27 protein-coding genes are annotated in these 24,661 nt (G+C 69.1%); 8 read left to right on the top strand and 19 right to left on the bottom strand.

Translation table 11 applies throughout. From position 1 onward, the window contains the following. The first annotated feature begins 24 nt into the window (after positions 1 to 24). The 3 genes from mepK to AC1RUS_RS23215 all read left to right on the top strand — a co-directional run bounded on the left by mepK (position 25) and on the right by AC1RUS_RS23215 (position 1,434). Positions 25 to 609 (top strand): peptidoglycan L,D-endopeptidase MepK, encoded by a 585-nt coding sequence (gene mepK, locus AC1RUS_RS23205; protein WP_492918986.1) that lies wholly within the window; start codon positions 25 to 27, stop codon positions 607 to 609. Positions 610 to 633: 24 nt separating this feature from the next. Continuing rightward, the gene (locus AC1RUS_RS23210) at positions 634 to 981 is read left to right on the top strand and encodes a hypothetical protein (RefSeq protein WP_492918987.1); all 348 of its coding nucleotides are present in this window, start codon (positions 634 to 636) and stop codon (positions 979 to 981) included. Between the two features lie 66 nt (positions 982 to 1,047). Beyond that, positions 1,048 to 1,434 carry a hypothetical protein gene (locus AC1RUS_RS23215; RefSeq protein ID WP_492918988.1) on the top strand — a complete coding sequence of 129 codons (387 nt, stop codon included), beginning with the start codon at positions 1,048 to 1,050 and terminating at the stop codon, positions 1,432 to 1,434. 7 nt (positions 1,435 to 1,441) lie between these two features. Here the strand turns inward: AC1RUS_RS23215 and AC1RUS_RS23220 are convergent, their stop codons facing one another. From AC1RUS_RS23220 to AC1RUS_RS23240, 5 genes are all read right to left on the bottom strand, one after another. Next, on the bottom strand, positions 1,442 to 1,600 hold the full coding sequence (locus AC1RUS_RS23220) for a hypothetical protein (protein WP_492918989.1): 159 nt from the start codon (positions 1,598 to 1,600) through the stop codon (positions 1,442 to 1,444). A gap of 204 nt (positions 1,601 to 1,804) precedes the next feature. Continuing rightward, a complete protein-coding gene (locus tag AC1RUS_RS23225; protein ID WP_492918990.1) occupies positions 1,805 to 2,845 on the bottom strand; it encodes a substrate-binding domain-containing protein in 1,041 nt (346 codons plus the stop codon). Between the two features lie 121 nt (positions 2,846 to 2,966). After that, positions 2,967 to 3,386, bottom strand: a complete 420-nt coding sequence (gene arsC / locus AC1RUS_RS23230; RefSeq protein WP_492918991.1) for an arsenate reductase (glutaredoxin) — start codon at positions 3,384 to 3,386, stop codon at positions 2,967 to 2,969. Further along, positions 3,383 to 4,057, bottom strand: coding sequence for an aquaporin (locus tag AC1RUS_RS23235; RefSeq protein WP_492918992.1), 675 nt, complete (start codon positions 4,055 to 4,057; stop codon positions 3,383 to 3,385). Before AC1RUS_RS23235 ends, arsC begins: the two co-directional genes overlap by 4 nt. Before the next feature lies 1 nt (position 4,058). Next, complete coding sequence (locus tag AC1RUS_RS23240; RefSeq protein WP_492918993.1) at positions 4,059 to 4,406, bottom strand: ArsR/SmtB family transcription factor; 348 nt, start codon at positions 4,404 to 4,406, stop codon at positions 4,059 to 4,061. A gap of 158 nt (positions 4,407 to 4,564) precedes the next feature. Between AC1RUS_RS23240 and AC1RUS_RS23245 the strand changes: the two genes are divergently transcribed. Continuing rightward, positions 4,565 to 5,323, top strand: coding sequence for a phosphocholine cytidylyltransferase family protein (locus AC1RUS_RS23245; RefSeq protein ID WP_492918994.1), 759 nt, complete (start codon positions 4,565 to 4,567; stop codon positions 5,321 to 5,323). Between the two features lie 104 nt (positions 5,324 to 5,427). Here the strand turns inward: AC1RUS_RS23245 and AC1RUS_RS23250 are convergent, their stop codons facing one another. Genes AC1RUS_RS23250 through AC1RUS_RS23270 form a run of 5 tightly spaced genes read right to left on the bottom strand, consistent with a single transcriptional unit; the run spans position 5,428 to position 10,043 of the window. Beyond that, the gene (locus tag AC1RUS_RS23250) at positions 5,428 to 6,198 is read right to left on the bottom strand and encodes a nucleotidyltransferase family protein (RefSeq protein ID WP_492918995.1); all 771 of its coding nucleotides are present in this window, start codon (positions 6,196 to 6,198) and stop codon (positions 5,428 to 5,430) included. Further along, positions 6,195 to 7,346 carry a dATP pyrophosphohydrolase gene (locus tag AC1RUS_RS23255; protein ID WP_492918996.1) on the bottom strand — a complete coding sequence of 384 codons (1,152 nt, stop codon included), beginning with the start codon at positions 7,344 to 7,346 and terminating at the stop codon, positions 6,195 to 6,197. The genes AC1RUS_RS23250 and AC1RUS_RS23255 overlap by 4 nt, the downstream gene beginning before the upstream one ends. Further along, positions 7,346 to 8,407 carry an LptF/LptG family permease gene (locus AC1RUS_RS23260; protein WP_492918997.1) on the bottom strand — a complete coding sequence of 354 codons (1,062 nt, stop codon included), beginning with the start codon at positions 8,405 to 8,407 and terminating at the stop codon, positions 7,346 to 7,348. Before AC1RUS_RS23260 ends, AC1RUS_RS23255 begins: the two co-directional genes overlap by 1 nt. Further along, positions 8,407 to 9,570 (bottom strand): LptF/LptG family permease, encoded by a 1,164-nt coding sequence (locus AC1RUS_RS23265; RefSeq protein WP_492919032.1) that lies wholly within the window; start codon positions 9,568 to 9,570, stop codon positions 8,407 to 8,409. Before AC1RUS_RS23265 ends, AC1RUS_RS23260 begins: the two co-directional genes overlap by 1 nt. Positions 9,571 to 9,608: 38 nt before the next feature. Then, the gene (locus tag AC1RUS_RS23270; protein ID WP_492918998.1) at positions 9,609 to 10,043 is read right to left on the bottom strand and encodes an HIT family protein; all 435 of its coding nucleotides are present in this window, start codon (positions 10,041 to 10,043) and stop codon (positions 9,609 to 9,611) included. Positions 10,044 to 10,105: 62 nt separating this feature from the next. Here AC1RUS_RS23270 and AC1RUS_RS23275 point away from each other — a divergent pair, with 62 nt between their 5' ends. Next, positions 10,106 to 10,579 (top strand): DUF2141 domain-containing protein, encoded by a 474-nt coding sequence (locus AC1RUS_RS23275; RefSeq protein ID WP_492918999.1) that lies wholly within the window; start codon positions 10,106 to 10,108, stop codon positions 10,577 to 10,579. Between the two features lie 55 nt (positions 10,580 to 10,634). Here AC1RUS_RS23275 and AC1RUS_RS23280 read toward each other — a convergent pair whose 3' ends face one another. Then, on the bottom strand, positions 10,635 to 11,519 hold the full coding sequence (locus tag AC1RUS_RS23280; RefSeq protein ID WP_492919000.1) for a metallophosphoesterase family protein: 885 nt from the start codon (positions 11,517 to 11,519) through the stop codon (positions 10,635 to 10,637). Between the two features lie 157 nt (positions 11,520 to 11,676). Between AC1RUS_RS23280 and AC1RUS_RS23285 the strand changes: the two genes are divergently transcribed. From AC1RUS_RS23285 to AC1RUS_RS23295, 3 genes are read left to right on the top strand one after another with little or no spacing between them, the layout of a single operon-like run. Continuing rightward, positions 11,677 to 12,732 (top strand): CDP-alcohol phosphatidyltransferase family protein, encoded by a 1,056-nt coding sequence (locus tag AC1RUS_RS23285; RefSeq protein ID WP_492919033.1) that lies wholly within the window; start codon positions 11,677 to 11,679, stop codon positions 12,730 to 12,732. Continuing rightward, a complete protein-coding gene (locus tag AC1RUS_RS23290; RefSeq protein WP_492919001.1) occupies positions 12,729 to 13,649 on the top strand; it encodes a diacylglycerol/lipid kinase family protein in 921 nt (306 codons plus the stop codon). Before AC1RUS_RS23285 ends, AC1RUS_RS23290 begins: the two co-directional genes overlap by 4 nt. Next, the gene (locus AC1RUS_RS23295; RefSeq protein WP_492919002.1) at positions 13,646 to 14,572 is read left to right on the top strand and encodes a hypothetical protein; all 927 of its coding nucleotides are present in this window, start codon (positions 13,646 to 13,648) and stop codon (positions 14,570 to 14,572) included. Before AC1RUS_RS23290 ends, AC1RUS_RS23295 begins: the two co-directional genes overlap by 4 nt. Positions 14,573 to 14,609: 37 nt before the next feature. Here the strand turns inward: AC1RUS_RS23295 and spt are convergent, their stop codons facing one another. The 8 genes from spt to AC1RUS_RS23335 form a co-directional block, all read right to left on the bottom strand. After that, positions 14,610 to 15,827: a serine palmitoyltransferase gene (spt, locus tag AC1RUS_RS23300; protein ID WP_492919003.1), complete on the bottom strand. Its 1,218-nt coding sequence runs from the start codon at positions 15,825 to 15,827 to the stop codon at positions 14,610 to 14,612. A gap of 2 nt (positions 15,828 to 15,829) precedes the next feature. Beyond that, complete coding sequence (locus tag AC1RUS_RS23305) at positions 15,830 to 16,081, bottom strand: acyl carrier protein (RefSeq protein WP_492919004.1); 252 nt, start codon at positions 16,079 to 16,081, stop codon at positions 15,830 to 15,832. 97 nt (positions 16,082 to 16,178) lie between these two features. Continuing rightward, positions 16,179 to 17,117, bottom strand: coding sequence for an NAD-dependent epimerase/dehydratase family protein (locus AC1RUS_RS23310; RefSeq protein WP_492919005.1), 939 nt, complete (start codon positions 17,115 to 17,117; stop codon positions 16,179 to 16,181). A gap of 2 nt (positions 17,118 to 17,119) precedes the next feature. Then, a complete protein-coding gene (locus tag AC1RUS_RS23315; protein ID WP_492919006.1) occupies positions 17,120 to 18,826 on the bottom strand; it encodes a fatty acyl-AMP ligase in 1,707 nt (568 codons plus the stop codon). Further along, the gene (locus AC1RUS_RS23320) at positions 18,826 to 20,184 is read right to left on the bottom strand and encodes a lipopolysaccharide biosynthesis protein (protein ID WP_492919007.1); all 1,359 of its coding nucleotides are present in this window, start codon (positions 20,182 to 20,184) and stop codon (positions 18,826 to 18,828) included. Before AC1RUS_RS23320 ends, AC1RUS_RS23315 begins: the two co-directional genes overlap by 1 nt. Continuing rightward, positions 20,181 to 21,359: a CDP-glycerol glycerophosphotransferase family protein gene (locus AC1RUS_RS23325; protein WP_492919008.1), complete on the bottom strand. Its 1,179-nt coding sequence runs from the start codon at positions 21,357 to 21,359 to the stop codon at positions 20,181 to 20,183. The genes AC1RUS_RS23320 and AC1RUS_RS23325 overlap by 4 nt, the downstream gene beginning before the upstream one ends. Positions 21,360 to 21,378: 19 nt before the next feature. Beyond that, positions 21,379 to 21,930, bottom strand: a complete 552-nt coding sequence (gene lptC, locus AC1RUS_RS23330) for an LPS export ABC transporter periplasmic protein LptC (protein ID WP_492919009.1) — start codon at positions 21,928 to 21,930, stop codon at positions 21,379 to 21,381. A gap of 178 nt (positions 21,931 to 22,108) precedes the next feature. Then, positions 22,109 to 24,562 carry a glycoside hydrolase family 3 protein gene (locus AC1RUS_RS23335; protein WP_492919010.1) on the bottom strand — a complete coding sequence of 818 codons (2,454 nt, stop codon included), beginning with the start codon at positions 24,560 to 24,562 and terminating at the stop codon, positions 22,109 to 22,111. Positions 24,563 to 24,661: the final 99 nt, after the last annotated feature.

The following is a 24,661-nucleotide window of genomic DNA, read 5'->3' on the forward strand; positions in this document are numbered from 1 at the left end:
CTCGGTCTGAGCGCATTTGGAGCCGTGGCGGTTGCGCCTTCGGCTCATGCTCAGGTCCAGCCCCAAGAGGACGCCATCGGCGCGCTTCTTGACGCGCAGGCGGCCGCGGCGGCGGCTCCCGTGGCGACGATCCAGCCCGCCTTGGCGGTCAATGCCGCGCCCAAGTGGGTCTCTCTCTACAACCTCCACACCGACGAAAAGTTGCAGGCCGTGTACTGGGAAAACGGGACCTATGTTCCCGACGCCCTGGACGCCCTCAACAAGGTTCTGCGCGACCATCGCACCGGCGAGGTCGCCCCGATGAACGTCAAGCTGTTCGACATGCTGACGGACCTGCACGCCAAGACCGAGACCAAGGCGGCGTTCCAGATCATTTCCGGCTATCGCTCGCCCGCCAGCAACAAGCTGCTGTCCGAGCGCAGCGGCGAAGTCGCCAAGCACAGCCTGCACATGGACGGCAAGGCCATGGACATCTATCTGGAGGATGTCGCTCTGGATCGACTCCGCGCCGCCGCCTTGGATCTAAACCGGGGCGGTGTCGGTTATTATCCCGAGAGCAAGTTTGTACACGTCGACGTCGGCCCGGTTCGACGCTGGCAGGGATCGTAAGCCCGCGAGGGCCAAGGAGTCGGAATGAGCGCGGAACGTCGCGGCAACCCGTTCGGGTGGATTCTGCTGGGCTTCGCCGTAGGCGTTCTGGCCACCTTCGGAGCCATCCTGTTCCTGACCGCCGGCGTCGGCGGCTACGACCAAGGGCCGGACGAGGTGCGCACCGCCGCCGATGACGCCGCCGCTGCGGCCGTCAACACCCCGGTCTCGACGATCCCCGCGCCGCACAAGGTCGAGACCCCGGTGGCCGACGCTCCCGTCGCCGCCGCGCCCGTCGGCTCGACCCCGGCGCGCGACACCCCGCCGGTCGACGCCCAGATGGCCGACGACGCCGCCGCCGCCGGCATGACCTCGCGCGCGACCCCGAACTAAGCCTTTCGGAACCTTCCTGGCCGGCCGGCGCTGCTGTGGCGAACACTGATCGCTGGAGCATTCGCCATGACCACCTCGAAGATCGTCGCCCTGGGCGTCACCCTGACCTGCGCCGCCAGCCTGGGCGCCTGCGCCATGGGCGGCGGAGCCTATACGCCGCGCCTGCAGACCAAGGCCTCGGACGAGCGCGCCTTCGCCACCACCTTCGCCGGTTGCCGCGATCAGGTGCGGGCCGGCCGGACCAGCGACTTCAAGATCTCGTCGGCCAGCCCGGCCGCGCGCGAACTCTCGGCCGGCGACACCGGCCTGACGCTGAAGGTGCCCTACGACAAGGCCAAGGGCGGTTCGCGCGCCGCACGCATGGCGCAGGACAACGCCCACAAGGCGGTCATGGACCGTTGCCTGGGCGAGAATGGCTATCAGGTGGCCGGCTGGGACGCCAAGTCACGCTAACGGGCGTCTAGGCGGCTTCGCTCTCGTGAGGGTGCAGCCGCATCGCCGCTTGGCGAGCCAGCCGCATCACGGCGTTGAGCTGGTCTTCGAGCTCTTCGATACGCTCGGCCTGCCGGACGACCAGGCGTTCCAGGTCTCGCAGGCGTTCTTCGACACGTTCGGCCATGGGGCTCTCCGCGATCTTGTCCGATCATGGGGCTGCAAGGCGGGGCCGTGGTCAAGCCCTTTGGTGCATTTGCACGAGCATTCCGTAGCACAAAATCCCTGTCATCCCGGCCGCAGCGAAGCGGAGAGCGGGGACCGCCACAAGCGCGGAGCTTGCTGCGGTCCCGGATAGCCTCTGCGAGGCTTCCGGGATGACAGTCTTTTGCTACGACTTGGGCGCGGGCATGGCCGGCAGGCTCTGGGCCTTGGCCTTGTTGTCCATGTGCAGCTTGGGCGGCAGCGGGATCAGGCCGCGACCCTGCAGGTAGCCGCCACGACCGGTGGCCGCGTCGGACACGAACTCGTTGACGAATTCCTTGAGGCCCGGGGTCACGCCGACCTGGCTCTTCTTGACGTAGATGTAGAGCGAGCGCGACAGCGGGTACTGGCCGCTGGCGATGGCCTGGGCGGTCGGCTTCACGCCGTTGATGCTGGCGGCCTTGATGCGGTTGGCGTTCTCTTCGAGGAAGGAATAGCCGAACACGCCCAGGGCGTTGGGGGTCTTTTCGATGGTGCCGACGATGGCGTTGTCGTTCTCGCCGGCGTCGACCCAGGCGCCGTCCGTGCGCATCGGCGAGACCTTGGCCTTGAAGGCCTTCTCGTCGTCGGTCTTCAGCTTGGCCAGGGTCGGCAGCTTGGCGGCGCCGCCCTCGATGGCCAGTTCGACCCAGGCGTCGCGGGTGCCGGAGGTGGGCGGCGGGCCGTAGGCCAGGATGCGGGTCTTCGGCAGGCCGGGACCGACCTCGGCCCAGGTCTTGTAGGGGTTCTTGACCAGCTGGCCGCCGCGGAAGCTCTGGTCGGCCAGGCCCAGATACAGGTGCTCGAGCTTGAAGTTGAAGTCGGGGGACTTCTTGTCCATCGCCACGACGATGCCGTCGAAGCCGATCTTGATCTCGACGATGTCCTTCACGCCGGCCTTCTTGCAGGCGTCAAACTCGGACTTCTTCATCGGGCGCGAGGCGTTGGCGATGTCGGGATACTTCTCGCCCGTGCCGCCGCAGAACATCTTGATGCCGCCGCCGGTGCCGAGGCTCTCGACCTTGGGCGACTTCTTGCCGGTCTTTTTCGAATAGTTCTCGGCCACGCGGGTCGAGAAGGGGAAGACGGTCGAGGAGCCGGCGGCCCAGACATAGTCGCGGGCGGCGTAGGCGTTGTCGGCGACCGCCAGCAGCGCGATGGCGGCGGCGGCTCCAAGGAACTTGTTCATGGCGTCGTTTCCCGTTGGCGTCGGGCGGCAGTAAGCACCCGGGTCACCGGGCTTTTGTCACAGTTCGACGACAGTTTTGCGACACACGATCCGTGGGCGGATCAAGCTTGGCCGTGTGCGGTCAGTCCTGGGGGGAGACCACCTGGCCGTCTTCCTTGGTGAAACTGTCGGGAGCCTTGTCCAGCAAGGCAAACACCGTCTCGGACGGACGGCAGAGGGCGACGCCCTTGGGCGTGACCACGATCGGGCGGTTGACCAGGATCGGGTGCTCGACCATGGCCGCCAGGATCGCGTCCTCGCTGGCGTCGGGCTCCAGCAGGCCCAGCGCCTCGGCGGGCGAGCCCTTTTCGCGCATCAGCTCGCGCAGGCTCCGGCCGCTCCTGGCCGACAGGTCCAGCAGCTGCTCGCGGGTCCAGCCGGCCTTCAGATATTCGACGACGGCGGGTTCGTAGCCGGCCTCGCGGACAGCCGCCACGACGTTGCGCGACGTGCCGCAGTTGGGGTTGTGATAGATGGTGACGGGGAAATCGGCGGTGCTCATGGGGCGGGTTTCTCCTTCAGGAGCCAGGCGAAGACAAGGGCCCCGACGACCGCGCCGACGGTCTGGCCCAGCACGAAGCCGGAGATCGAAGCGGGCGCTATGCCGGCAAAACTGTCGGTCAGGCTTCGCGCCAGGGTGACGGCCGGGTTGGCGAACGCGGTCGAGGCGGTGAACCAGTAGGCGGCGGTGATGTAGAGCCCGACGGCCGTGGCGACGGCGTCCGGCCGAAACCGCGAGACGCCCAGGATGGTCGCGATCAGGCCGAAGGCCGCGACGGCCTCGGCGAAGGCCTGGGCCGGTCCGTCGCGCAGCTTGGCCGACACCTGCAGGATCGGCTCGGCGAACATGGCGTGGGCGATCCAGACGCCCAGCACCGCGCCGACGATCTGCGCAAGGCCGTAGAGCGCCGCCGCGCCGGGCGGGATCTCGCGCCGAAACGCCGCCAGCGCCGTGACCAGCGGATTGAAGTGCGCGCCGCTGATCGGGCCGAAGACGGTGATCAGCACGACCAGCGCCGCGCCGGTGGCCAGGGTGTTGCCCAGCAGGGCCAGGGCGTCGTTTCCGTCCGACAGGCGCTCGCCCATGATCCCGGAGCCGACCACCACGGCCAGCAACAGGGCGGTCCCCAGCGCTTCGGACGCCAGTCGGCGCGACAGAGAGAAGCGGGACATCTCAGGCGGCCGGGCAGCAGGCGACGCGGTCGAGGACCTCGCCCAGCGGCCCGCAGATTTCCGGCGACCCGCCGCAGCAGTCCTCCAGCAGGAAGCCCAGCAGGCCCTGCATGGCCTCGTAGTTGGCCGTGTAGATGATCGACCGACCCTCGCGGCGCGACCGCGCCAGGCCGGCATGGTCGAGGATCTGCAGCTGGGTCGACAGGGTGTTGGGCAGAACTTCCAGCCGCCGGGCGATCTCGCCGGCCGCCAGACCGTCCGCTCCGGCCTTCACCAGCAGGCGGAACGTCGCCAGCCGGCCCTCGTGGGCCAGGGCGGACAGGCTGGCGACGGCGATCTTTGATTCCATACTTCCCGTATAGTCGAAATATAAGGCGGCGAGAAGATTGAACCGCCACACCTCTCGCGGCGCGACATCGCTGGCCCTATATGGGGCCGGCTGTATCCTGTAGTTTCCTGTTCTGAATCAGACGCCGACGCGTGCGGCCAGAAGTGAATCGAGTCGCCGTGGCGCATCCGAAGAAAGCCATCATCCTCAGCGCCGGCCAGGGCAAGCGTCTGTCGCCCCTGACCGACACGCGCCCCAAGTGCCTTGTCGAGCTTTCGGGCCGCACCGTGCTGCACTGGCAGCTGCGCCACCTGCGCCAGGCGGGGATCACCGAGGTGGTGGTGGTGACCGGCTTCGCCGCCGAGACCGTCGAGGCCGAGATCGCCGGCCTGGACCTGCCGGGCATGAAGGTGCGCACCCTTTACAACCCGTTCTACAGCCTGACCGACAATCTCGCGACCTGCTGGCTGGCCAAGGAGGAGATGCGCGGCGACTTCCTGCTGCTGAACGGCGACACCCTGTTCGAGCCGGCCATCGCCGAGCGTCTGATGGCCGCTCCGTCGGCCCCGATCACCGTCACCATCGACCGCAAGGCCGCCGGCTACGACGCCGACGACATGAAGGTGCTGACCGACGGCGACGCCCTGCGCGCCATCGGCAAGACCATCGAGGCCTATGACGCCGAGTCGATCGGCTTCCTGCGCTTCGACAGCGAGGGCGCGGCCCTGTTCACCCGCGTGGTGCAGCAGATCATGCGCACGCCCGAAGGCCTCAAGCGCTGGTACCTCAGCGTCATCAACCAGATCGCCCAGGACCACGACGTGGTCCGCGTGGCCTCGATCCAAGGCCTGGACTGGGCCGAGATGGACTTCCCAGAAGACCTGCCGAAGAACCGCGAGCTGGCGGCCAGCTGGGCGGCGGAGCTGGTTTCCGCTTAACGACGCACTTGCCCCCTACGGATCGCTTCGCGATCGTCTTCCCCCACAGGGGGAAGATGAGCCGCGCTGACCTTCTTATCTTCCCCCCATGGGGGAGGAGCGCGTCAGCGCGGAGGGGGCGAGTGCTCGACCAGGCTCCGCACCAGATCCAGATCCGAAGGCTTGTCGACATCCACCGCCGCCAGGCCATACGACGACCGCACCACCGCCGCCTTGACGCCCGCCGCGCGGCCCAGGCGGTCCAGGGTCTCGTCGATGGTCATCAGGCCCAGCACGTAGCGAACCAGCATCACCGGGCCCAGCAGGGCGGCGATCTTCCAGGGCTGCTTGCGCAGGGCTTCGGCCTGGCGCCAGAAGGCCACCGCGTTCAGGGCGGTCTCGTTCTTCAGCAGGAACAGGTTGCAGCCCGAATAGCCGCCGTCCTTGAACCGCCAGTAGGTGCGCTGGGTCTCCGGCGCGGCGGCGCGAACCACCGCCTCCGGCGCCATCAGCACGGCGATGTCGGCCTCGGCCGGCGCCTTGGCGATGAACTCGGTGATCCATTCCGGCTGGAGCAGGGCGTGGTCCACCGTGGTGACCAACAGCGGCGTGCCCATCAGGCTCGCGCCGTCATGGACGCTCTGGCTGGGACCGCCGGCGGCGGGGAGGGGATTGGCCTTCGCCACACCCTGCAGGGCGTCGACGATGGCGATGTCGGAGGTCGACACCCCGATCCGCGTCGCCCCGGCCTGGTCCAACGCCCGCAGCACCCGCGTCAGCAGGGTCTCGCCGCCCAGGACGATCAGGCCCTTGTGGCTGACGCCGGCGTATTCGGCGACCGGATCGGCGGCGCCGGGCCGCGAGCCGGCGAGGACGAGCGCTTGAAAGGCGCTCAAAGCGCCTTCTCGTAGATGCGATAGGTCTTGTAGATCTCCGCGCCCATCGCCTCGGAGATCCGACGCATCGGCATGTTCTCGTCCAGGATCCACGAGAACTCGAACTTGGTGTAGCCCAGCGCGAGCGAGGCGTTGCGTCCCGCGTTCATCAGATGAAATGGCAGAAGTTGCCCGCGCATGGTCTCGGCGAACTTGCGCTTGACCCCCATCAGCGGCACCCGCGCCGACTTCAGGCCCTTAACCTTCAGGCGCCACAAGAGCTTGGCCCAGCCGAACGGCAGCAGCTTGCCGCCCAGGTCGGCGATGGCCTCGTTGACGTTGGGCAGCAGCACGATGAAGCCGGCCGGCTCGCCGTCGATTTCTGCGAACAGGGTCATCTTCTTCTCGATGACGGGCTTGAGGGCCTTGGCCAGCTGGGCGGTCTCGGCCTCGGTGGTGGGAACGAAGCCCCAGTTGCCGGCCCAGGCGTCGTTGAGGATCTCGGTGAGCGAGACGACCTCCTGGTCGTAACGGCTCATGTCCAGCTCGCGCAGGGTCACGCCGTCGGGCAGGCCGCGGCGCACGCGGCGCACCACGGTGGCGGGCAGGTCGGCGGTCGGGTCGCACAGATAGGCGTAGACGTCCTTGGCCTTGGCGTAGCCCTGTTCCTCGACGCGGGCGCCCGTATAGGACGGGTCGTGGCCCATCATCACCATGGGCGGGGTGTCGAAGCCGTCGACCAGCAGGCCGACCTCCTCGTTGACCGACAGGTTGAAGGGGCCCAGCGCCCTGGTGCAGTCGCGGTCGCGCAGCCAATCCTCGGCGGCGCGGAACAGCACCTTGAAGATGGCCGGGTCGTTCTCGGCGGCGATCAGGCCGAAATTGCCGGTCTTCTGGCCTTCGGCCTGCGGGGCCAGAGCGTCGATCTGGGCGCTGATCCGGCCCACGTCGCGGCCGCCGCGCACGGCCAGCCAAAGCTGCACCTCGGCATGCTGGAAGAACGGATTGGTCTTGGGCGACAGCGCCTCGGTCCGCTCCATCATCAGCGGCGTGATCCAGTTGGGGTCGCCGGCGTTGAGGCGCGCGGGCAGCTTGATGAACCGCTGCATCTCGGCCGGCGTGCGGACCGGGATGACCGACAGGTCGGCGTTGTGCGAGTCGAAAGGCATCAGCCCTCCAGATTGACGAGGACGTTGATGGCCAGGGCCCCGAAGATCACCGGAGCCCCCCAGACGGCCAGGATGGGGGAGATCGCGCCGCCTTCGCCCAGGGCGGTCAGCAGGCCGTTGACGACCAGGAACAGCAGGCCCGAGGCCAGGCCGCCGACCAGCAGCATCGCGCCCTGCGTGCTGCGGAAGCTGCCCAGGGCGACCGGCGCGCTGAGCAGCAGCATGACGATGGCTCCGAACGGGCCGGCGAAGGCGGCCATCAGGCGGGTCTCGTAGAAGCTGGGCGGACGGTCGGTGCCGCCGTTCAGCAGGGCGCGGCGGGCCGAACTGGCCGAGGGCACGGGGTTGGTCGAGAACAGGGCCTGGACGTCGTCGGGCCGCAGCCGCGAGGTCCAGGTCATGGTGGTGGCGGTGACGACCTCAGCCTTGTCGGCGGAAAAGCGCGTGGTGACGGCGTTGTTCAGCACCCAGCCCTTGTCGCCCAGCCTGGCGGTCGGGGCCTCGATGCGCTCGACCAGCCGGCCGGCCTTGTCGCGGCGATAGATCTTCACGGCCGTGAGCGCCTTGCCGTCGGGCGTGCTGGAGGCCGCGACCACCAGGTCGTCGCCGACCCGGAAGTTGCGGGGCCCCTCGGCCTTGCGTTCGGCGGCGGGGGTGGTGGCGCGCCACCAGGCGTCCAGGGTCGGGTCGGTGCGCGGCGCGATGACCTGGGCGCTGACGAAGTGCAGCAGCATCATCGCCACGGCCGCCGGAACGGCGAAGCCCAGGATGCGGTAGGCCGAGACGCCGGCCGCGCGCATCGAGATGATCGCGCTCTCGCGAGCCAGCTGCGAGAAGGCGAACAGGCCGCCGGCCAGGACGGCGATCGGCGCGACCTGTTCGACCAGGCGCGGGGCGCGCAGGGCGGCGTAATAGGCCACGCCGGCCAGGCCCAGGCCCCGATCCATAATGTCGTTGGTCACTTCCAGCAGATCCAGGATCTGCATGATCCCCATCAGCACCAGGGCGGCGCCGAGGATGCGGGTCGCGGCGACCTTGAGGACGTAGAGCTGGAGCCTCATCACGCGGCCTGCTTGGACGGGAGGATCATGCGCACCGTGCGGTCGATCAGCTCGCCGATCCGGCGGACCAGGCGGGTGACGGGTGTGTCGCCTGGCCGCTTGCGGCTGCCCAGGAACATCCAGACGCTGAAGCCGGTGAACAGCACGAACGGGGCGCCCACGGCGACGGCGGGATTGGCGTGGCCGGCGGCGGCCAGACTCTGGCCCAGGCCCAGCGAGTGCTGGAAGGCCAGCATCAGGATGCCGGCCAGGATCAGGCCGGGAGCCCGGCGACCGCGCTTGGCGGCCAGGCCCAGCGGGAAGGCCAGCAGCGGCAGGAAAGGCAGGAACAGGGCCCGGGCCATGCGGGTGTAGAGCTCGGCCATCAGCACGTTCTTGGGCACGATCGGATGGTCCGACCGGGCCTGCCGCAACAGCTCGCCCAGGGTCAGCTCGCGCTCGTCGCCGCCGCGCGCGCGCAGCAGGGTGGCCGCGCCCGCCAGGGGCATCTCGGTGGCCAGTTGGTCGAAGGCCAGGGTGCGGTAGCCGCCGGCGGCGTCGGCCGCGACCCGCTGGCCGTGGCGCAGCATCAGCGTGACCTTGTCGCCCTTGGGGCTGGCGCTGAGGGTGGCGGTGTTGGCGGTGATGATCTCCTCGCGGCCCTTGGCGTCCTGGCGGCGGATAAAGACGCGGTTCAGGCTCTGGCCGGCCGGGTCGGCGCTGTCGGCGGTCATCAGCAGGTTGTCGGTGTCGATGAAGGCCCCGCCCGACAGGCGTCCGTTCCAGCCAGCGTTGACGGCCGCGTGCATCACCGAGCGATAGGCGTAGCGGCTGTAGGGCTGGCTGTAGCCGAACACCACGACGCTGAAGAGGCTGAGAACGACGCCCAGGATCAGGAACGGGGTGGCGATGCGGCTTAGCGACATACCGCTGGCCAGCAGGGCGTCGATCTCCGAGCCGTCCGACAGCTTGGTGATGACGATGAACAGGGCCACGAAGAACGCCACCGGCAGCGCCAGGCCCAGATAGTGCGGGATCAGGTTGGTTGCCAGCTGGGTGACGTAGTCGAAGCGGGCGCTGCTCTGCGACAGGGCGTCGAGCAGGCGCAGGACGCGCTCCAGCAGCAGGGCGATGACGGTGACGCCCAGGCAGCCGACCATGGGCCAGGCCACCAGCTTGAGCATGTAGCGATCGATCAGACGCAAGTTCGGCACGGGGTTGCTCACGCGGTCCAGTCCCGGGCCAGTTCGGCGGCCAGGGCGGCGGCGGCGGCCGGGTCGAGGTCGACGGTCGAACCCAGGGCGGGCGCGGCCGGCCAGCCGGCGTCGACGAACGTCTTGCCGTCGTGCTCGCGAGCGCCGTCGTAGCGGGGGATGACGTGGAAGTGCACGTCGCGGTCGACCATCATCAGCATCAGGTAGTTGATCTTCTCATAGGCCACGACCTTGCCCAGCAATCGCTCGATTCCGCCGATCGCGACCTGCAAATCGGCGAAGGCGGCGGGACTCAGGTCCGAGAAGGCCTGAGCCTCTTCCTTGCATATCAGGACCAAGGCCCCAAATGTCGGCTGTTTGGGACGGACAAGGACGATCCAGGAGTCGGTTTCGGCGACCTTCGTATTCGGGTAACCGAACGCCGCGGCGGTTGGATTGGTCATGAACACGCTCGTCTCGGGGCGCGGACCGCCACTGCCGTTACAATAGGGACCCGTCCTGCCGCATGAAAGTACGATCCGCGTTGTTTGTCGTCGCGCCGGCCGCTCTGCTGGTGTCGGCGACGGCCGCCGCCGCGGCTGACGACTGCGCCGGCAAGGACAGCGCGACGAAGCTTTCGGTTCAGGTCTTGCAGGTGGCCGGCGACGACGGCGAGGTCGCCGTGACGGTCTATCCGTCCGATCCCCGCCGTTTCCTGGCTCCGCGCGGCAAGCTCTTACGGGTGCGGGTCAAGGCTGCGACGCCGACGACGAGGGTCTGTTTCAACCTGCCGGGTCCGGACGTCTATGCGGTGGCGGTCTATCACGACGCCAACGGCAACCGCGATTTCGACCGCACGCGCCTGGGCATGCCGGCCGAGGGATTTGGCTTCTCCAACGACGCCCCGACCAAGTTCGGCGTGCCGTCCTTCGACGCGGCGCGGTTTGCGGTGAAGGCGGGGGAGAACGTGTTGAAGGTGAAGATGCGGTACGGGCGCTGACAAGGTTTGTCATCCCGGAAGCCTCTGCGCTGCGGCCGGATGACAGCATGAGGGGCTAAGCCAGCACGTACCGCCCCAGCTCTCCGACCTCGCCGCTCTCCGGATCGAGCCCCCGGGCGATCACCCGGATCAGCGACACGCCGGCGTCGTCGCGGACGATCTCCAGCGCGTGCCAGCGGGCGGCGGGGTGGCCGCGTTGGCCGAGGGCCGAGGCCGAGGGCACGCCCAGCACCGGGATCGTGACGCCGTCCGGGCCAGGCAGGCTGCCGACCAGGGCCTCGTGGGTGTGGCCGTGCAGGACGAGATCCGCGCCCTGGCTGGCCAGAACGGCGCGCAAGGCCTCCTGATCTTCCAGTTCCTTGCGGCCGGAGACGACGCCCCGGGTCGGGGGATGGTGGATCAGCACCACGCGGATCAGGTCGCGATGCCGTTCCAGCAGGGCTTCCAGCCGCGCCAGCTGGCCGGGGCCCAGCTTGCCGGTGGCCAGGTGCGGGGCGGTGGGGATGGCCGAGCACAGGTTGATGATCGCCACGCCGTCGCGGACCCGCAGCCTGGGGAAGTCGCCATCGTCGTCGCCCATCCAGGCCGACCAGGGCGCGAACCGCTCATGGTCGTCGTCGCCGACCAGGGCGTCGTGATTGCCGGGGCTGACGGTGATGGCGTCGGCCGCGCCCAGGTCGTCCAGCCAATGGCGGGCGGCCTCGATCTCGACGGCGGAGGCGAAATTGGTCAGGTCGCCGGTCACCACTATATGGTCGGCGCGATGGCGCTTCAGGTCGGCGACCAGGGCGGCGAGGATTTCCGGGCGGTGCTCATGATGCTTCCGACGCCAGGCGATTCGACTGAGAAGGCGCTTGGACACGACGTCCCGCCAGCCGAACGCGCCCTTGGGCGGCGGCAAATGCGGGTCGGAGAGGTGGGCGATGCGGAATATCGACAAGTCTGGAACGCGGATTCTGGTCTAGGCCGGCGAAGCTGCTTATCAATCGCCACGAGTTTCAAGAGGTTCTCTCACATTGACCGGCGGAAGTAATCAAGGCGGCGACGGCAAGCTGGCGGCGGTGACCGTCGGCGAGGCGTCCGCGCGCATCTGGGGCATGACCTCGGCCCAGCGCCTGTCCCGCATCTATGCCCGCGTCGGGCTGGAGGAAGTCGCCGCGCCGACGGGCGCCGACGTGGTGGTGGTCGACGCCGGCTGGGTGTTCGACGAGTCGCTGATCCGCGCCCTGGCCGGCCGCAAGGGCGTGGCCCTGGTCGACGACGCCGGTCGCGTGGTCGCCTACAACCTGCCGCGCGACCGCGCCACCGCCGGCATGGCGGCCCTGGTCGAGGGCAAGGACCTGGCGGCCGTGCTGGGCGAGGCCCCGCGCCTGACCGCGATGGAGCTGGGCTCGGCCTACAACAGCGAGCTGCGCAAGCGCGAGCCGCCGGTGCTGGAGCGCCTGACGCCCGACACCGTCGACGCGGTCGAAAAGCGCCTGTTCAAGGGCTCGTACAAGGGCGTCACCGACCTGGTGACCAAGTATGTCTGGCCCGCGCCGGCCCGGGTGGTTACCCGCTGGTGCGCCCTGGCCAAGCTGACGCCGAACATGGTGACCTTCGCCAGCTTCCTGATGGTGCTGGCGGCCTTCTGGCTGTTCTGGACCGGCCACTACGGCTGGGGCCTGGTCTGCGCCTGGATCATGACCTTCCTCGACACCGTCGACGGCAAGCTGGCCCGGGTGACCCTGACCTCGTCCAAGTGGGGCAATGTCTTCGACCACAGCATCGACCTGATCCACCCGCCGTTCTGGTGGTGGGCCTGGTGCGTCGGCCTGGGCGTGCTGGGCTTCACCGTGCCCAACGGCCCGCTGCTGCTGGCCGTCATCGTCGGCGGCTACATCTTCCAGCGGGTGGAGGAGGGGATCTTCCTGGCCCTCTTCAAGGTCGAGATGCACGCCTGGCGACCGTTCGACAGCTTCTTCCGGCTGATCACCGCGCGCCGCAATCCCAACCTGCTGTTCCTGACCGGCACCACCTTGGTCGGGCGTCCGGACATCGGCTTCGTGCTGGTGGCCGCCTGGACGGCGATCTGCCTGGTGGTGCACGCGGTGCAGATCCTGCAGGCCCTGATCGCGCCCAAGGGCTCGGTCACGTCCTGGCTGTCGCGATGAAGATCGGCGTCGTCCACAATCCGCGCAGCCACGCCAACATGGGGCGCGACGCGGAATACTGGGCGCCTGACGACGTCATGCTGGTCAAGCCGGCGACGCGGGAGGCGCTGGAAGTCGATCTGAAGACCTTCGCCGAGCGCGGGATCGACATGCTGGTCATCGACGGCGGCGACGGCACCATCCGCGACGTGCTGAGCCTGCTGCCGCGCGTGTTCGGCGACGCCCCGCCGCTGATCGCCCTGCTGCCGTCGGGCAAGACCAACGTGCTGGCCATCGACCTGGGCGTGCCGGCCGGCTGGACCCTGCCCGAGGCCATCGCGGCCGCGGCGCGGTCGAAGACGGCGGTGATCAAGCATCGCGCGCCGCTGGAGGTCACCTGGGACGACGGCCGGCCCTGCATGCGCGGCTTCGTCTTCGGCCTGGGCGCCTTCGTGCGGGCCACCAACATGTCCAAGAGCGTCAACCGCATGGGGGCCTTCCACGGCCTTTCGGTGGGCCTGACCCTGGCGGGGGCGACCCTGGGCGCGCTGTTCGGCGGCGCGCGCGACCACTGGCGCGAGGGCGTGCCGGTCGAGTTGGCGATCGACGGCGAGACCGCGCCCCAGGGCAACCGCTTCCTGCTGATGGCCACGACGCTCAAGCGCATGCCCCTGGGCATCAAGCCGTTCGGTCCGCCGCGCGAGGGCCTCAAGACCCTGGACGTCGACGCCCAGCCCAAGCGGCTGCTCAAGGCGCTGGTGACTTTGCTCAGCGGCGGCGATGCGCCGTGGCTGGCCCGGCGCGGCTATCGCCGGGGCGACGCCAAGAGCCTGCGCATCCAGACCTGCGACGCCTTCGTGCTGGACGGCGAGGTCTATGACGCCTCGGGCGCCATGACCGTGGCGCTGGGGCCGACCTTGCGGTTCCTGGCCTCGTGACAACGGTAAACGATCTCGCGGCGGCCGAGCTGCGCGCGCCGGCCCCGCCGCACGCCGTGGCCTACGCCGCCAAGCTGGTCGACAAGTTCGAGGCCCCGGTGGCGGTGCTGTTCTACGGCTCGGTGCTGCGGACCGGCGACCTGGACGGGGTGATGGACTTCTACGTCCTGACCGACTGTCCGCGCCGGGGATGGCGCGGCCTGGCGGGGCGCGTGCTGTGGCCCGACGTCAGCTATCACGAGGTCGAGCTGGACGGCCGGGTGCTGCGCGCCAAGGTCGCCTCGATGACTCTCGCCCAGTTCGCCGACGCCGTGCGCGGCAAGGGCGCGGACACCACCATCTGGACCCGCTTCGTACAGCCCTCGGCCCTGGTGTGGTCGACGGGACCGGACGTCGAGGCGACGGTGATCGCGGCGGTGGCCGAAGCGGCCCGCACCGCCACCCGCTTCGCCGCCGCCCTGGGCCCTGACGAAGGCCCGCCCGAGGCCTATTGGTCGGCGCTGTTCCAGCAAACCTACGCCGCCGAGTTCCGGGTCGAGAAGGGCGGGCGAGAACGCTCGATCCTGGCCTATGACCTGCCGCGCTACGACCGACTGCTGCTGGCCTGCTGGCGGGAGGAGGGACTGTTGGCCGACGAGACGCGCGGTGCGATCTCGCCCCGCCTGACCTTCGCCGACCGCAAGCGCCTGAACGCCGCCTGGCGTCTGCGCCGGAGCCTGGGCAAGCCGCTGAACGTCGCCCGCCTGATCAAGGCCGCCTTCACCTTCGAAGGCGCGGCGCGCTACGCCGCCTGGAAGATCGAGCGCCATACGGGCATGGCCGTGCCGCTGACCCCATGGCGCGAGAAGCACCCGGTGCTGGCCGCGCCCGGCGTCTTGTGGCGGCTCTGGCGGGCCCAGAACGCGAAAAAGGCCGAGGCTTGAAAGCCCCGGCCTTTCCGATGTCTCAAGCGGTGACGGCCTAGGCCGAAACGCGCTGGCGTTGGTTCTCGATGATGCCCAGCGCGGCGCCGACCTCGGCGAACACCGACAGCACCTTGTCGATCTGCTCTTCGCTGTGCGCGGCGCTGACGCTGGTGCGCAGCAGCGGACGGCTGTCCGGCGTGGCCGGCGGCAGGGCCAGGTTCAGATAGACGCCGTTGTGGAGCAGGGTGTTCCACATGCCGATGGCGCTTTCCTGGTCGGGCATGGTGATGGCCACGATCGGGCTGGCGGTCGGGCCGGTCTGGAAGCCCAGCTTCGTCAGGCCCTCATAGAGGCGACGGGCGTTGGACATCAGCTTGTGGCGCAGTTCCGGTTGCTCTTCCAGGCGGCGCAGGGCCGTCACGGTGGAGCTGACCACGGCCGGCGGCAGCGAGGCGGTGAACATGTACGGGCGGCAGACGACGCGCATGACGTCGAAGTCGTCCAGGTTGGAGACGCAGAAGCCGCCGATGGCGCCCAGGCTCTTGGAGAAGGTGCCGACCACGAAGTCGACGTCGTCCTCGACGCCCTCCAGCTCGGCCAGACCGCGACCGTGCTCGCCCAGGACGCCCATCGAGTGGGCCTCGTCGACCAGCAGGTAGCCGCCCAGCTCGCGCTTCACGGCGGCGATTTCCTTGAGCGGCGCGGTGTCGCCGATCATCGAATAGATGCCTTCGACCACGATCAGGCGCTCGCCGGGCACGTCCTTCATGCGGCGCAGGCGCTTGTACAGGTCTTCCGGATCGTTGTGGCGGAAGCGGATCACCTCGGCGTGGCCGAGACGCGAGCCGTCATAGATCGAGGCGTGGCTGTCGGCGTCCAGGATCAGGTGGTCGCCGCGACCCACCAGGGTCGACAGCACGCCCAGATTGGCCTGGTAGCCGGTGGTGAACACCATGGCGTGCTTGCGGCGATAGAACTTGGCCAGGGCCTGTTCCAGCTCGACGTGCGCTTCGAAGCTGCCGTTGGCGATGCGCGAGCCGGTGGTGCCGGTGCCGCGCTCCTGGACGGCCTTCACCGACGCCGCGATGGCCTCGGCGTCGAAGGTCAGGCCCAGATAGTTGTTGGTGCCCAACAGGATCGTCGGGCGGCCATCGATCACGCCTTCGGTCGGCGACACGACGGCGTCGAACCGGACGTTGAAGGGGTCGGCCCCGGCTTGGCGGATCGCCTGATAGGCGTCGCGATAGGCGAGGTGCTTGTCGAACAGCCCCATGGTTATCCCTTATTCCGAAGGTCTTTAATCAGATCCGACAGGTCGCCCGCCGTCTCAACGGACGCCAGGCGATCCAGCGGGATCGAGATGTCGAAGGTGTCTTCCAGTTCCATGATGATGTTCATCAGGGCCAGGGAATCGACCTGGAGGTCGCGACCGATGTGGGTTTCATCGGTAACCTCGACGCTGCGTCCCAGAACCTTGGACGCGGCGAGGCCGATTTCACGCAGAGTAAGATCCGTAACCGCTTTCATGCCGACTCGCCGAAACCCCCGATAGCGGGCCTAACTAACTTGAACTGTAACAGGCCTATTGTCGGATTCCTGTCAAAATTGCCTGCTACCATCACCATCACGCAACTAAAAACCCCTTCGCGCGATACCATTGCACGCTCTGGGTGAATCCCGAGTCGATCCCGTATCGCGGAGCGATAGTGTCGGGAAGCTTTTCGCTGTTCGAAACGCTCCAGTCCAAATGGAGCATTTCTCGCGCTTTTCCAGATGTGAAGATCGAAATCTTGCCAGTGAGCGCCGCCAATCCCTGCGACAGATAGGCCGCCGTCGCAAGCGCGGCCGGAGAAATTCGCACCAGCCGCGGCGATCTGCCCACCGACCGTGACACTGCGGCCATAACATCCGACCACGAATAGCCGTCCGCCCTCGCGTCGCAGAGTGCGAAGACGCCCGGCGTCGGCTGGCTGGCCAGGCGAGCGATCTGGGCGGCCGCGTCTTCGACATGGACCATGGCGATCCTGGCCCTGGGGTCGAGCACCGGCAGGATCGGCGAGGTCTGGGCCGTCTTGAACAGTTCCAGCGTCTCCATGTCGCCCGGGCCGTAGATGGCCGGCGGCCGCACGACGGTCAGGGCTTCGCCGAACGCCTCGCGCGCGGCGTCCTCGCCCGCGCGCTTGCTGCCGGCGTAGTCGGACAGCGCCGGTTCGCGGGCCGAGAGGCTGGACACATGGATCAGCCGCGCGCCGGCCGCCTTGGCGGCCAGGGCGACGGCGCGGGACCCGTCGACGTTCACGCAGTCGAATTCTGCGCGGTTTCGCGCCTTGATCAGGCCGGCGACATGGATGACGACCTCGGCGCCGTCGCACAGGGTCGTCAGGGCGCGCGTGTCCGAGAGACCGCCGATCACCACCTGCGGCTCGATCCCGGCCCAGTCGGCGCCCAGCACGTCGCGACGGGCCAGCATGCGGACGGTCCAGCCGTCGGCGGCCAGGGTGCGCACCAGATGTCGGCCGAGGAATCCGGTGGCGCCGGTGATGGCGACGACGCCTCGGGTCACGGTCAGGCGCGTTCGGCGTAGGCGCCGGCCAGGAAGGCGGCCTTGGCCTTGGAGCGGCTCAGCTTACCCGACGAGGTCTGGGGCAGGGCGTGGGCGCCGACCAGGTGAACCTGGGTCTCGACGCTATGGCGCTGGCGCAGGACGGTGGCGACGTTCTCGGCCAGGGCCTTGCGGCTGTCGGCGTCGCCGCCGCGCGCCTGGACCAGCACCACCACGACCTCTTCGCCCTCGCCGGGCGTCGAGAAGGCCGCGACGTCGCCGCTGCGAAGGCTCTCGATCTCGGCCTCGGCGGTCCATTCCAGGTCCTGCGGCCAGATGTTGCGGCCGTTGAGGATGATCAGGTCCTTGCCGCGACCGGTGATGACGATCTCGCGGTCGACCAGGTAGCCGATGTCGCCGGTGTCCAGCCAGCCGTCGGCGGACAGCACGCGGGCGGTCTCCTCGGGCTGCTCGAAATATTCGCGCATCAGGCTGGGGCCGCGGGCGTAGATCCGGCCCACGCCGCGCTCGGGCAGCACGGCGCCAGTGTCGTCGCGGACTTCCAGCTCGTGACCCGGCAGGACCGGACCGTTGCGGGCGAAGTCGCGGGCGCGATCGGCGTCTTCGGTCGTGACGGCGAGGTTGTCGCGCTCCAGGCGTTCGACATCCAGACGTTCGATCTTCAGGCCCTCGCCGAGCGGCGACATCGACAGGGCCAGGGTGGCCTCGGCCATGCCGTAGCTGGCGACGAACGCCTTGTCCGAGAAGCCGACGGAGGCGAAGCGCTCGGCGAAGGCGTGCAGCGGACCGGTGCGGATCATGTCGCCGCCCAGGCCCGCGCTGCGCCAGCGCGACAGGTCCAGGTGCTCGATCGAGGCGGCCTCGGCCCGGCGGGCGCACAGCTCATAGCCGAAGGTGGGGCTGTAGCTGATGGTGCCGCCGTTCCTGGTGATCAGGTCCAGCCACATCAGCGGCCGGCGCACGAAGGCCCCGGTGGGCAGCAGGTCGACCGACATCTGGCTGGTCATCGGGCTGAGCAGGAAACCGATCAGGCCCATGTCGTGATAGAGCGGCAGCCACGAGACGGCGCGGTCGTCGGGCTTCACCTGCAGGCCGTCGCGGGTGATGGCCACGGCGTTGGCCATCAGGGCCCGGTGGGTGACCAGCACGCCGGTCGGGAAGCGCGTGCTGCCCGATGAGAACTGCAGGTAGCAGGTGCGGTCGGGTTCGATGACCGGCAGTTCGGCGCCGGCGGCTTCCGGCAGCTCGGACAGGGTTCCGGCGAAGGACAGCGTTGTCTTGGCGGCGATCTCGGGCAGCCACGCAGCCATCGAGGTCGGGCCGATCAGGATCTTGGCCTTGGCCGAATCCAGCATGCGGGCGATCTGCTCGATATAGGCCTCGCGGCCGCCCAGCGGCGCGGGCAAGGGCAGGGGCGCGGGCGGCAGGCCGGCATATTGGCAGGCGAAGAAGGCGCGGACGAAGTCGGCGTCGGTCTCGGCGATCAGGCCCACGCTGTCGCCCGGCTGCGCGCCGGCCGCCAGCAGGCGCTGGGCCAGCTCGAGCGCCTGCTCGCGCAGCTTGGCGTAGGGCACGGCCTCGACCAGTTCGCCGCGCAGGGAATAGAGATTCACCCCGGTTTCGCCCTGAGCGGCGAAATCCAGCGCCGTGGTCAGGGTGGGGAAATCAGCGAATCGTACCGATCGCTCGGAGCCAGTGGGAGTCATCATTACCTGCCGCCTTTGGCGTCGTTTGCGTCGTCGGCGCAAGAGGGTTCGTTGTCTCTGAGGACGGGCGATTGAGCAAGCTGCGCGCGCAGCGTCAAGAACATGCCGATGGCCATGGCCAGGGACGCGCCGATCAGCGCCACGCCGGCGCCGGTCACGCCATAGGCTTCGACCAGGGGCGCAAGGCCGATCAGGAACGCCACGCAGACCACCAGGCGCACGCGCAGGGCCAGGCCGGCGGCGCGCAGCGAGACCAGCATCGGCTCCAGCGGCAGGGCCAGGATGCCGATCGCGGCGGCGGCGACCTGCAGGGTCATGACGCCCGCGCCGTCGCCATAGCTCTCGCCCAGGATCAGGATCAGCAGCGGCTTGCCGAACAGGGCGCTGACCAGCAGCAGCAGGCCCCCCACGCCGCCGCCCAGCAGGGCGATCTGACCGGCCAGCTTGCGCATGGCCGCGTCGCCGCCGCTGGCGCGCATCTTGGCCAGTTCGGGATAGAGGGCCGGCACCACCAGCTTGGCCGGCTTGGCCATGCCGTCGGCCACCTTGCGGCCGATCTGCCACGAGGCCGCCTGGGCCGGTCCGATCAGGGCGCCGACCACCAGGGTGACGACATGGGTGAAGGCCACGTCCAGGCTGCTGCTGAAATTGGTCGCCCAGGCGAAGCGCCAGACGCCCGGCAGACCCTCGCCTAGCGGACCCCGCACGGTGAAGCCCTGCAGGAACTTGCGCCGGTCCATCTCGCGCCAGGCGACGACGCCGACATAGAGGAACGAGGCCAGCGGCCCGGCGGCCCAGGCCAGCAGATAGGCCCACAGCGGCGCGTGCAGCCAGAAGGCGACGGCCGCGCCGATCAGGCGGATCGTCGAGCTGACGGCCTGCTCGCCGGCCAGGTAGTTGAAGCGATCGAACAGGCGCAGCAAGCCGACCGAGGTGGCCGAGGTCATGAAGGCGATGGTCAGGGCGTAGAGGGCCGCCGCCGGGGCGACATCCTTCGACCAGCCCAGGACCGCGCCGAAAAACAGGCCGCCGATGACGCCCAGCACCACGCCGGCCAGGCCGCTCAGCGCGTCCAGCCAGATCGACAGGCGCACGACCTGCTGGAAGCGCGAACGATCATTCTCCAGAAGCGGCTGGGCCCCGTATTGCAGCAGGGTCTGCCAGGACTGGAACTTGACCACGTCGCCCAGGAACTGGGCGAAGGTGGTGATCAGCACCAGTACGCCCATCCGCACGTCGCCCAGGCCGCGCGCGGTCAGGGCGATATAGGCCAGGCCCACGACGGCGTTGACCGTACGCCCGCCCAGCAGGGTGCCGGCGTTGGCGAGGACGCGGGTGAGAACGGGCTTTTCGGCGCTCATGCGGCGGAGGCGGTCCTGGCGAGTACGCGCTCGGCTATGGCCCGGGCGGCGCGTTCCGACGACGGGGTCGCCGTGAGATCGAAGCTGGCCGCAAAGCCGGCCTTCTGGATGTCCACATAGGAAGCATGGCCTTGGCGCGCCACCTCTATCGCGTCGATCAGGCCCTCGACGGACGTCAGGACCGGACCGTAGCGCCAGTGGTGGAAGCTCTCGTCGCCCTCCCAGGTGATGTTGGCTGGGTTCAGGAACACGCAGGGCTTGGGCGTGCGGAGGAACTCGTAGACCTGGCTGCTGACGTCGCCGAGATAGAGGTCGGCGGCCCGGGTGTAGGTCATGTCGATGGCGGCGGGGCCGCCCAGGTCGATATGGATGCGCGGGTGGTCGCGGAACGGCGCCAGGCCCTGCAGCATCGCCGGACCGGCGCCGTCGAACAGCTTGATGTGCGGGGCGAAGATCAGGTTGAAGCGGTCGTCGGCCGCGAACTGCTCCAGCACCTTCAGGCCCCAGCGCGGCCACGACCCCAGGGTCTCGTGGAAGTGGGGATTGTAGAGCACGATCGGCTTGGCCTGGGCGAAGGCCGGCATCGGCGAGCCGGGCAGGGCGTCGATGATGTCGAACTTGGGATAGCCGACCATGGCGCAGTCGCCGGGCTTGACCCAGCCTTCGTCGACCATGCGGTCGCGCTGCTTGGGGCCGGCCGCCATCACCAGGTCGAACTTGCGCAGGCGCGGCTCGAACGGGCCGCCGCGATCGCCGGCGCCGTGTTGGGTGTAAACCAGCAGGGTGTCGTTGACGCCGAACTTGCGCAGCAGGGCGCTGGTGCGCTCGGGCGTGACGATGGCGTCCAGTCGGCCCAGGGCCTTGGCGTTGGCCGCCAGCATCAAGGCCTTTGGCGGGGTCGAGGCCTCCTTCAGCCGCACGCCGCGCAGCCAGGCCGGCGGCAGCAGGCGCGAGGCGATCGACGCGCCGCCCAGGGCGTCGATCAGGGGGCGGGCGTAGTCGAGGTGGTCCTGGGCCGTGGCGGCGATCTCGACCTCGATCTGCGGCCAGCCGCGCGCCAGGGCCACCGCGATCGGCAGGCTGTGCAGGATCTGGTGCGTCTGGGCGATGTAGAGGAAGCAGACCTTTGGCCTTGGCCCCGTAGGCTTGGGGGCGTCGATCGGCGACGAAATCATGGAGCGCTCGCCGGACCGATCAATTGCCGGGGTTGAGGCGCGTGCGCACCCGCCCCTTGAAGGTGACGCGGTCGCCCTTGTCGGTCACCGAATAGCTGTCGGCCTGCACCTTGTTGCCGTTGACGCCCGCGCCCTGGACGCCGGCGTCGCCCATCACCTGGCCGGTGCGGGTGTCGATCAGCGCCTTCTCGGTCGAGAAGGCGTAGCCGTCGCCGTTGTTGATCTGGACGTTGCCCGTCAGCAGCAGGGCGTTTTTGGACTCGTCGTATTCGCCCTGCCTGGAGATCACCTGGGTCGGGTTCTCCGAGCCGTAGCCGCGCGTCAGCTTGGGGCTCTGCAGCGCGACCTTGCTGGTGTCGTCCTTGTCGCGCACGGCGGCGGCGGCGGTGATCAGGAACTGGCGGCCGTCCTTCATCGCGCCGGTGAAGCGCGGGTTTTCCATCCGCAGCGGCGGGCCGGCCGCGGCGGCGGCCGTGCTCTTGGCCTCGGCGGCGCGGATGAAGGCCTGGCCGATGATCGAAAGGCCGACCACGCCGGCCACCAACGGCAACACGATGCGCAGCGCGCTCACCGACTTGCGTCGGCGAGGGCGGATCTTGCGCCGGACGAGCGCGGGAAGGCGAGCAAGCGTGGGCATGGCGACTGGTGTTGGCGACTGGGGCTGGAAACGTCGGTTCACCGGCTTAATCCCGTCCGCGCGATCTCCCAAGAGATATTCGGAAGCTTCCCCTACCGCGCGAGAACACGGTTCAGGGGCAGGCGTCGGCGCCCTGGGCCGGCGCCAGGCGGATGTCCTCCAGCGTGATGGCCAGCGGACCGGTCGCGGCGAGCCGGAAACCCTCGCTCACCGCCGTCAGATCCGCGCCGGCCTTGGCCAGGCAGGTCAGGCGGACCTCGACCGCGCTCCACGGGCCGGCGGACAGCTTCGGAGCCACGTCCAGCCCGACGCCGCCCAAGCCCAGCAGCACCGGACCGGCGGCGGGCTTGTCGAGGCGATAGCGCACACGCAACGCCAGGTCCTTCTCGGCCTGGGCCGTGAGGTTCACGGGCTTGCCCGACAGGACGACCTCGCCCCCCGAGGCGAAGGTCAAGGCGCGGGCCGATTCCTGGGCCGCGCCGTCGACCAAGGCGTAGCGCGAGCCGCCGCCGGGCGTGGCGGCCTGGTGCGACTGGCCGGCGCGGACCGTTCCGGACGCGTCCTTCAGGCTCAGCGACCAGGGTGGGATGATCCGGCCGTCGGCCAGGAAGCGCTCGACGCCGCCGGGCAGGGCGCCCGACTCCTCGGCCAGATGCGCGACACGGCCCGGCGTCTTGTAGGAGAGGCCGTAGCCATAGGCGAACTGCGGGTCATAGCCAGCTTCGCCGACGTTCAGCGGTCCTTGCACGGCGGTCTTGGGCCACGAGAACGACAGCTTGCCCGTGAAGTCGTGGCGCGGACGGCCGTCCGCGCCGCCCACCAGCACGTCGGCCACGCCGCCGCCCTCGGTCCCCGGCAGCCAGGCGGCCACGAAGGCGTCGGCGGCGTTGATCTCGGGGTTGGTCCACAGCGGTCTACCCGACAGGAACACCGCCACGGTCGGCACGCCCTTGGCCTTAAGGTCCTTGAGCAGCTTCAGCGGGCCTTCGGGCACGAAGTCCAGGGTGTCGACGTCGCCCTGGAACTCGGCATAGGGCGTCTCGCCGAACACCACGACGGCGACGTCGGGCTTGTCGGTGAAGGCGCCGTCGGGGCTCAGGATCGCCGAACCGCCGGCGGCCGTGGCGGCCTCCTTCAGGCCCGACCAGATCGACTGACCCTGCTTGAAGTCGGCGTTGGTGGTGTTGGTCCCTTGCCACGAGATGGTCCAGCCGCCCGAGGCCTGGCCGATGCTGTCGGCGGCGTCGCCGGCGACCAGCACCTTGGCGCCGGCCCGGATCGGCAGGACGCCGTCGTTCTTGATCAGCACCAGCGACTTGCGCACGGCCTCGCGCGCCAGGGCGCGGTGCTGGGGCGAGGCGATGACCTCGTACTTTCCCTCGATGGAGGGGCGCTTGGCTTCGAACAGGCCAGTCTTGACCTTGACGCGCAGGATGCGGGTCACGGCCTCGTCCAGCCGCGCCATCGGAATCTCGCCCGACTTCACCTGGGCCAGGGTGCTCACGTAGAGGCCCTTCCAGCTGTCGGGGGCCATGTACATGTCCAGGCCGGCGTTCATGGCCAGGGCGCAGCTTTCCTTGGTGCAGCCCGGCAGTTGGCCGTGGGCGTTCCAGTCGCCGACCGTGAAGCCGGTGAAGCCCAGCGGACCGCGCAGCACGTCGGTCAGCAGGCTCTTGTTGCCCGTGTGCTTGACCCCGTTCCAGCTGGAGAACGAGGCCATGATGGTCAGCACGCCGGCGTCGATGGCCTCGCGATACCCCGACAGGTGGACATCGATCAGCGCCTGCTCGGAGCCCTTGAAGTCGCCCTGGTCGAGGCCGGCGTCGGTGCCGCCGTCGGCCAGGAAGTGCTTGGCCGAGCCGGCGATGTGGCCGTCGGCCAGATGGCCCGCCGTCAGCTTACCCTGCAGGCCCTCGGTCATCGGCCCGGCATAGCTGCGGGCGATCTCGGGGATCTCGCCATAGCCTTCATAGGTGCGGCCCCAGCGGTCGTCGCGGGGCACGGCCAGGGTCGGGCCGAACGTCCAGTCCGCGCCGGTGGCGGCGACCTCCTGGGCGGTGGCCGCGCCGATGCGGCGGATCAAGTCCGGATCGCGCGCCGCGCCCAGGCCGATATTGTGCGGAAACAGCGTCGCGCCGACCAGGTTGTTGTGGCCATGCACGGCGTCGATGCCGAACATAAGCGGGACCCGCGCGCCGGGACGCTTGGCGACCTCGGCGCGGAAGGCCGTGACCATCTCCCGCCACTTGGCGGCGTCGCCGCGCTCGTCGCCGAACGGGCCCGAGCTGCCGCCCGCCAGCAGCGAGCCCAGCGGATAGGTCAGCAGGTCCTGCGGCTTGATGTAGGAGATGTCGGCCTGGATCGTCTGGCCGACCTTTTCCTCGACGGTCATCTTCGCCAGCAGTTCTCGAACGAAAGCCTCGGTCTTGGCGTCCGACAGGGCCCCGGGGCTGGCGGCCTTGGGCCAAGCCTTAGGATGGGCCTGGGCGATCGGGCCGGCGAGGGCGCTGGTCCCGAGCATCGCCGCCGAAGCGCCCAGCAGCAGCGCGTTGCGCGGATGGAACATGGACCACTCTCCCACTGTCGATCACGGCTGCCGACTTCGGCGTCCTGAATAACGGCGAGGGTGTGGATTGGCCAGGCCAATATCGAGATTTCTGAAATT

Source organism: Caulobacter sp. GW821-FHT10F06 (assembly GCF_058809215.1).

What these genes read in the sequence shown, in the direction of transcription:
- AC1RUS_RS23315 (WP_492919006.1), bottom strand. Translation starts at nt 18,826, where the DNA reads ATGATGACTCCCACTGGCTCCGAGCGATCGGTACGATTCGCTGATTTC.
- AC1RUS_RS23325 (WP_492919008.1), bottom strand. Translation starts at nt 21,359, where the DNA reads ATGATTTCGTCGCCGATCGACGCCCCCAAGCCTACGGGGCCAAGGCCA.
- AC1RUS_RS23270 (WP_492918998.1), bottom strand. Translation starts at nt 10,043, where the DNA reads ATGACCAATCCAACCGCCGCGGCGTTCGGTTACCCGAATACGAAGGTC.
- AC1RUS_RS23305 (WP_492919004.1), bottom strand. Translation starts at nt 16,081, where the DNA reads ATGAAAGCGGTTACGGATCTTACTCTGCGTGAAATCGGCCTCGCCGCG.
- AC1RUS_RS23235 (WP_492918992.1), bottom strand. Translation starts at nt 4,057, where the DNA reads ATGTCCCGCTTCTCTCTGTCGCGCCGACTGGCGTCCGAAGCGCTGGGG.
- AC1RUS_RS23240 (WP_492918993.1), bottom strand. Translation starts at nt 4,406, where the DNA reads ATGGAATCAAAGATCGCCGTCGCCAGCCTGTCCGCCCTGGCCCACGAG.
- AC1RUS_RS23285 (WP_492919033.1), top strand. Translation starts at nt 11,677, where the DNA reads ATGACCTCGGCCCAGCGCCTGTCCCGCATCTATGCCCGCGTCGGGCTG.
- AC1RUS_RS23290 (WP_492919001.1), top strand. Translation starts at nt 12,729, where the DNA reads ATGAAGATCGGCGTCGTCCACAATCCGCGCAGCCACGCCAACATGGGG.
- AC1RUS_RS23260 (WP_492918997.1), bottom strand. Translation starts at nt 8,407, where the DNA reads ATGAGGCTCCAGCTCTACGTCCTCAAGGTCGCCGCGACCCGCATCCTC.
- AC1RUS_RS23320 (WP_492919007.1), bottom strand. Translation starts at nt 20,184, where the DNA reads ATGAGCGCCGAAAAGCCCGTTCTCACCCGCGTCCTCGCCAACGCCGGC.
- AC1RUS_RS23265 (WP_492919032.1), bottom strand. Translation starts at nt 9,570, where the DNA reads ATGCTCAAGCTGGTGGCCTGGCCCATGGTCGGCTGCCTGGGCGTCACC.
- AC1RUS_RS23220 (WP_492918989.1), bottom strand. Translation starts at nt 1,600, where the DNA reads ATGGCCGAACGTGTCGAAGAACGCCTGCGAGACCTGGAACGCCTGGTC.
- AC1RUS_RS23210 (WP_492918987.1), top strand. Translation starts at nt 634, where the DNA reads ATGAGCGCGGAACGTCGCGGCAACCCGTTCGGGTGGATTCTGCTGGGC.
- AC1RUS_RS23335 (WP_492919010.1), bottom strand. Translation starts at nt 24,562, where the DNA reads ATGTTCCATCCGCGCAACGCGCTGCTGCTGGGCGCTTCGGCGGCGATG.
- AC1RUS_RS23225 (WP_492918990.1), bottom strand. Translation starts at nt 2,845, where the DNA reads ATGAACAAGTTCCTTGGAGCCGCCGCCGCCATCGCGCTGCTGGCGGTC.
- AC1RUS_RS23255 (WP_492918996.1), bottom strand. Translation starts at nt 7,346, where the DNA reads ATGCCTTTCGACTCGCACAACGCCGACCTGTCGGTCATCCCGGTCCGC.
- AC1RUS_RS23215 (WP_492918988.1), top strand. Translation starts at nt 1,048, where the DNA reads ATGACCACCTCGAAGATCGTCGCCCTGGGCGTCACCCTGACCTGCGCC.
- spt (WP_492919003.1), bottom strand. Translation starts at nt 15,827, where the DNA reads ATGGGGCTGTTCGACAAGCACCTCGCCTATCGCGACGCCTATCAGGCG.
- AC1RUS_RS23275 (WP_492918999.1), top strand. Translation starts at nt 10,106, where the DNA reads ATGAAAGTACGATCCGCGTTGTTTGTCGTCGCGCCGGCCGCTCTGCTG.
- arsC (WP_492918991.1), bottom strand. Translation starts at nt 3,386, where the DNA reads ATGAGCACCGCCGATTTCCCCGTCACCATCTATCACAACCCCAACTGC.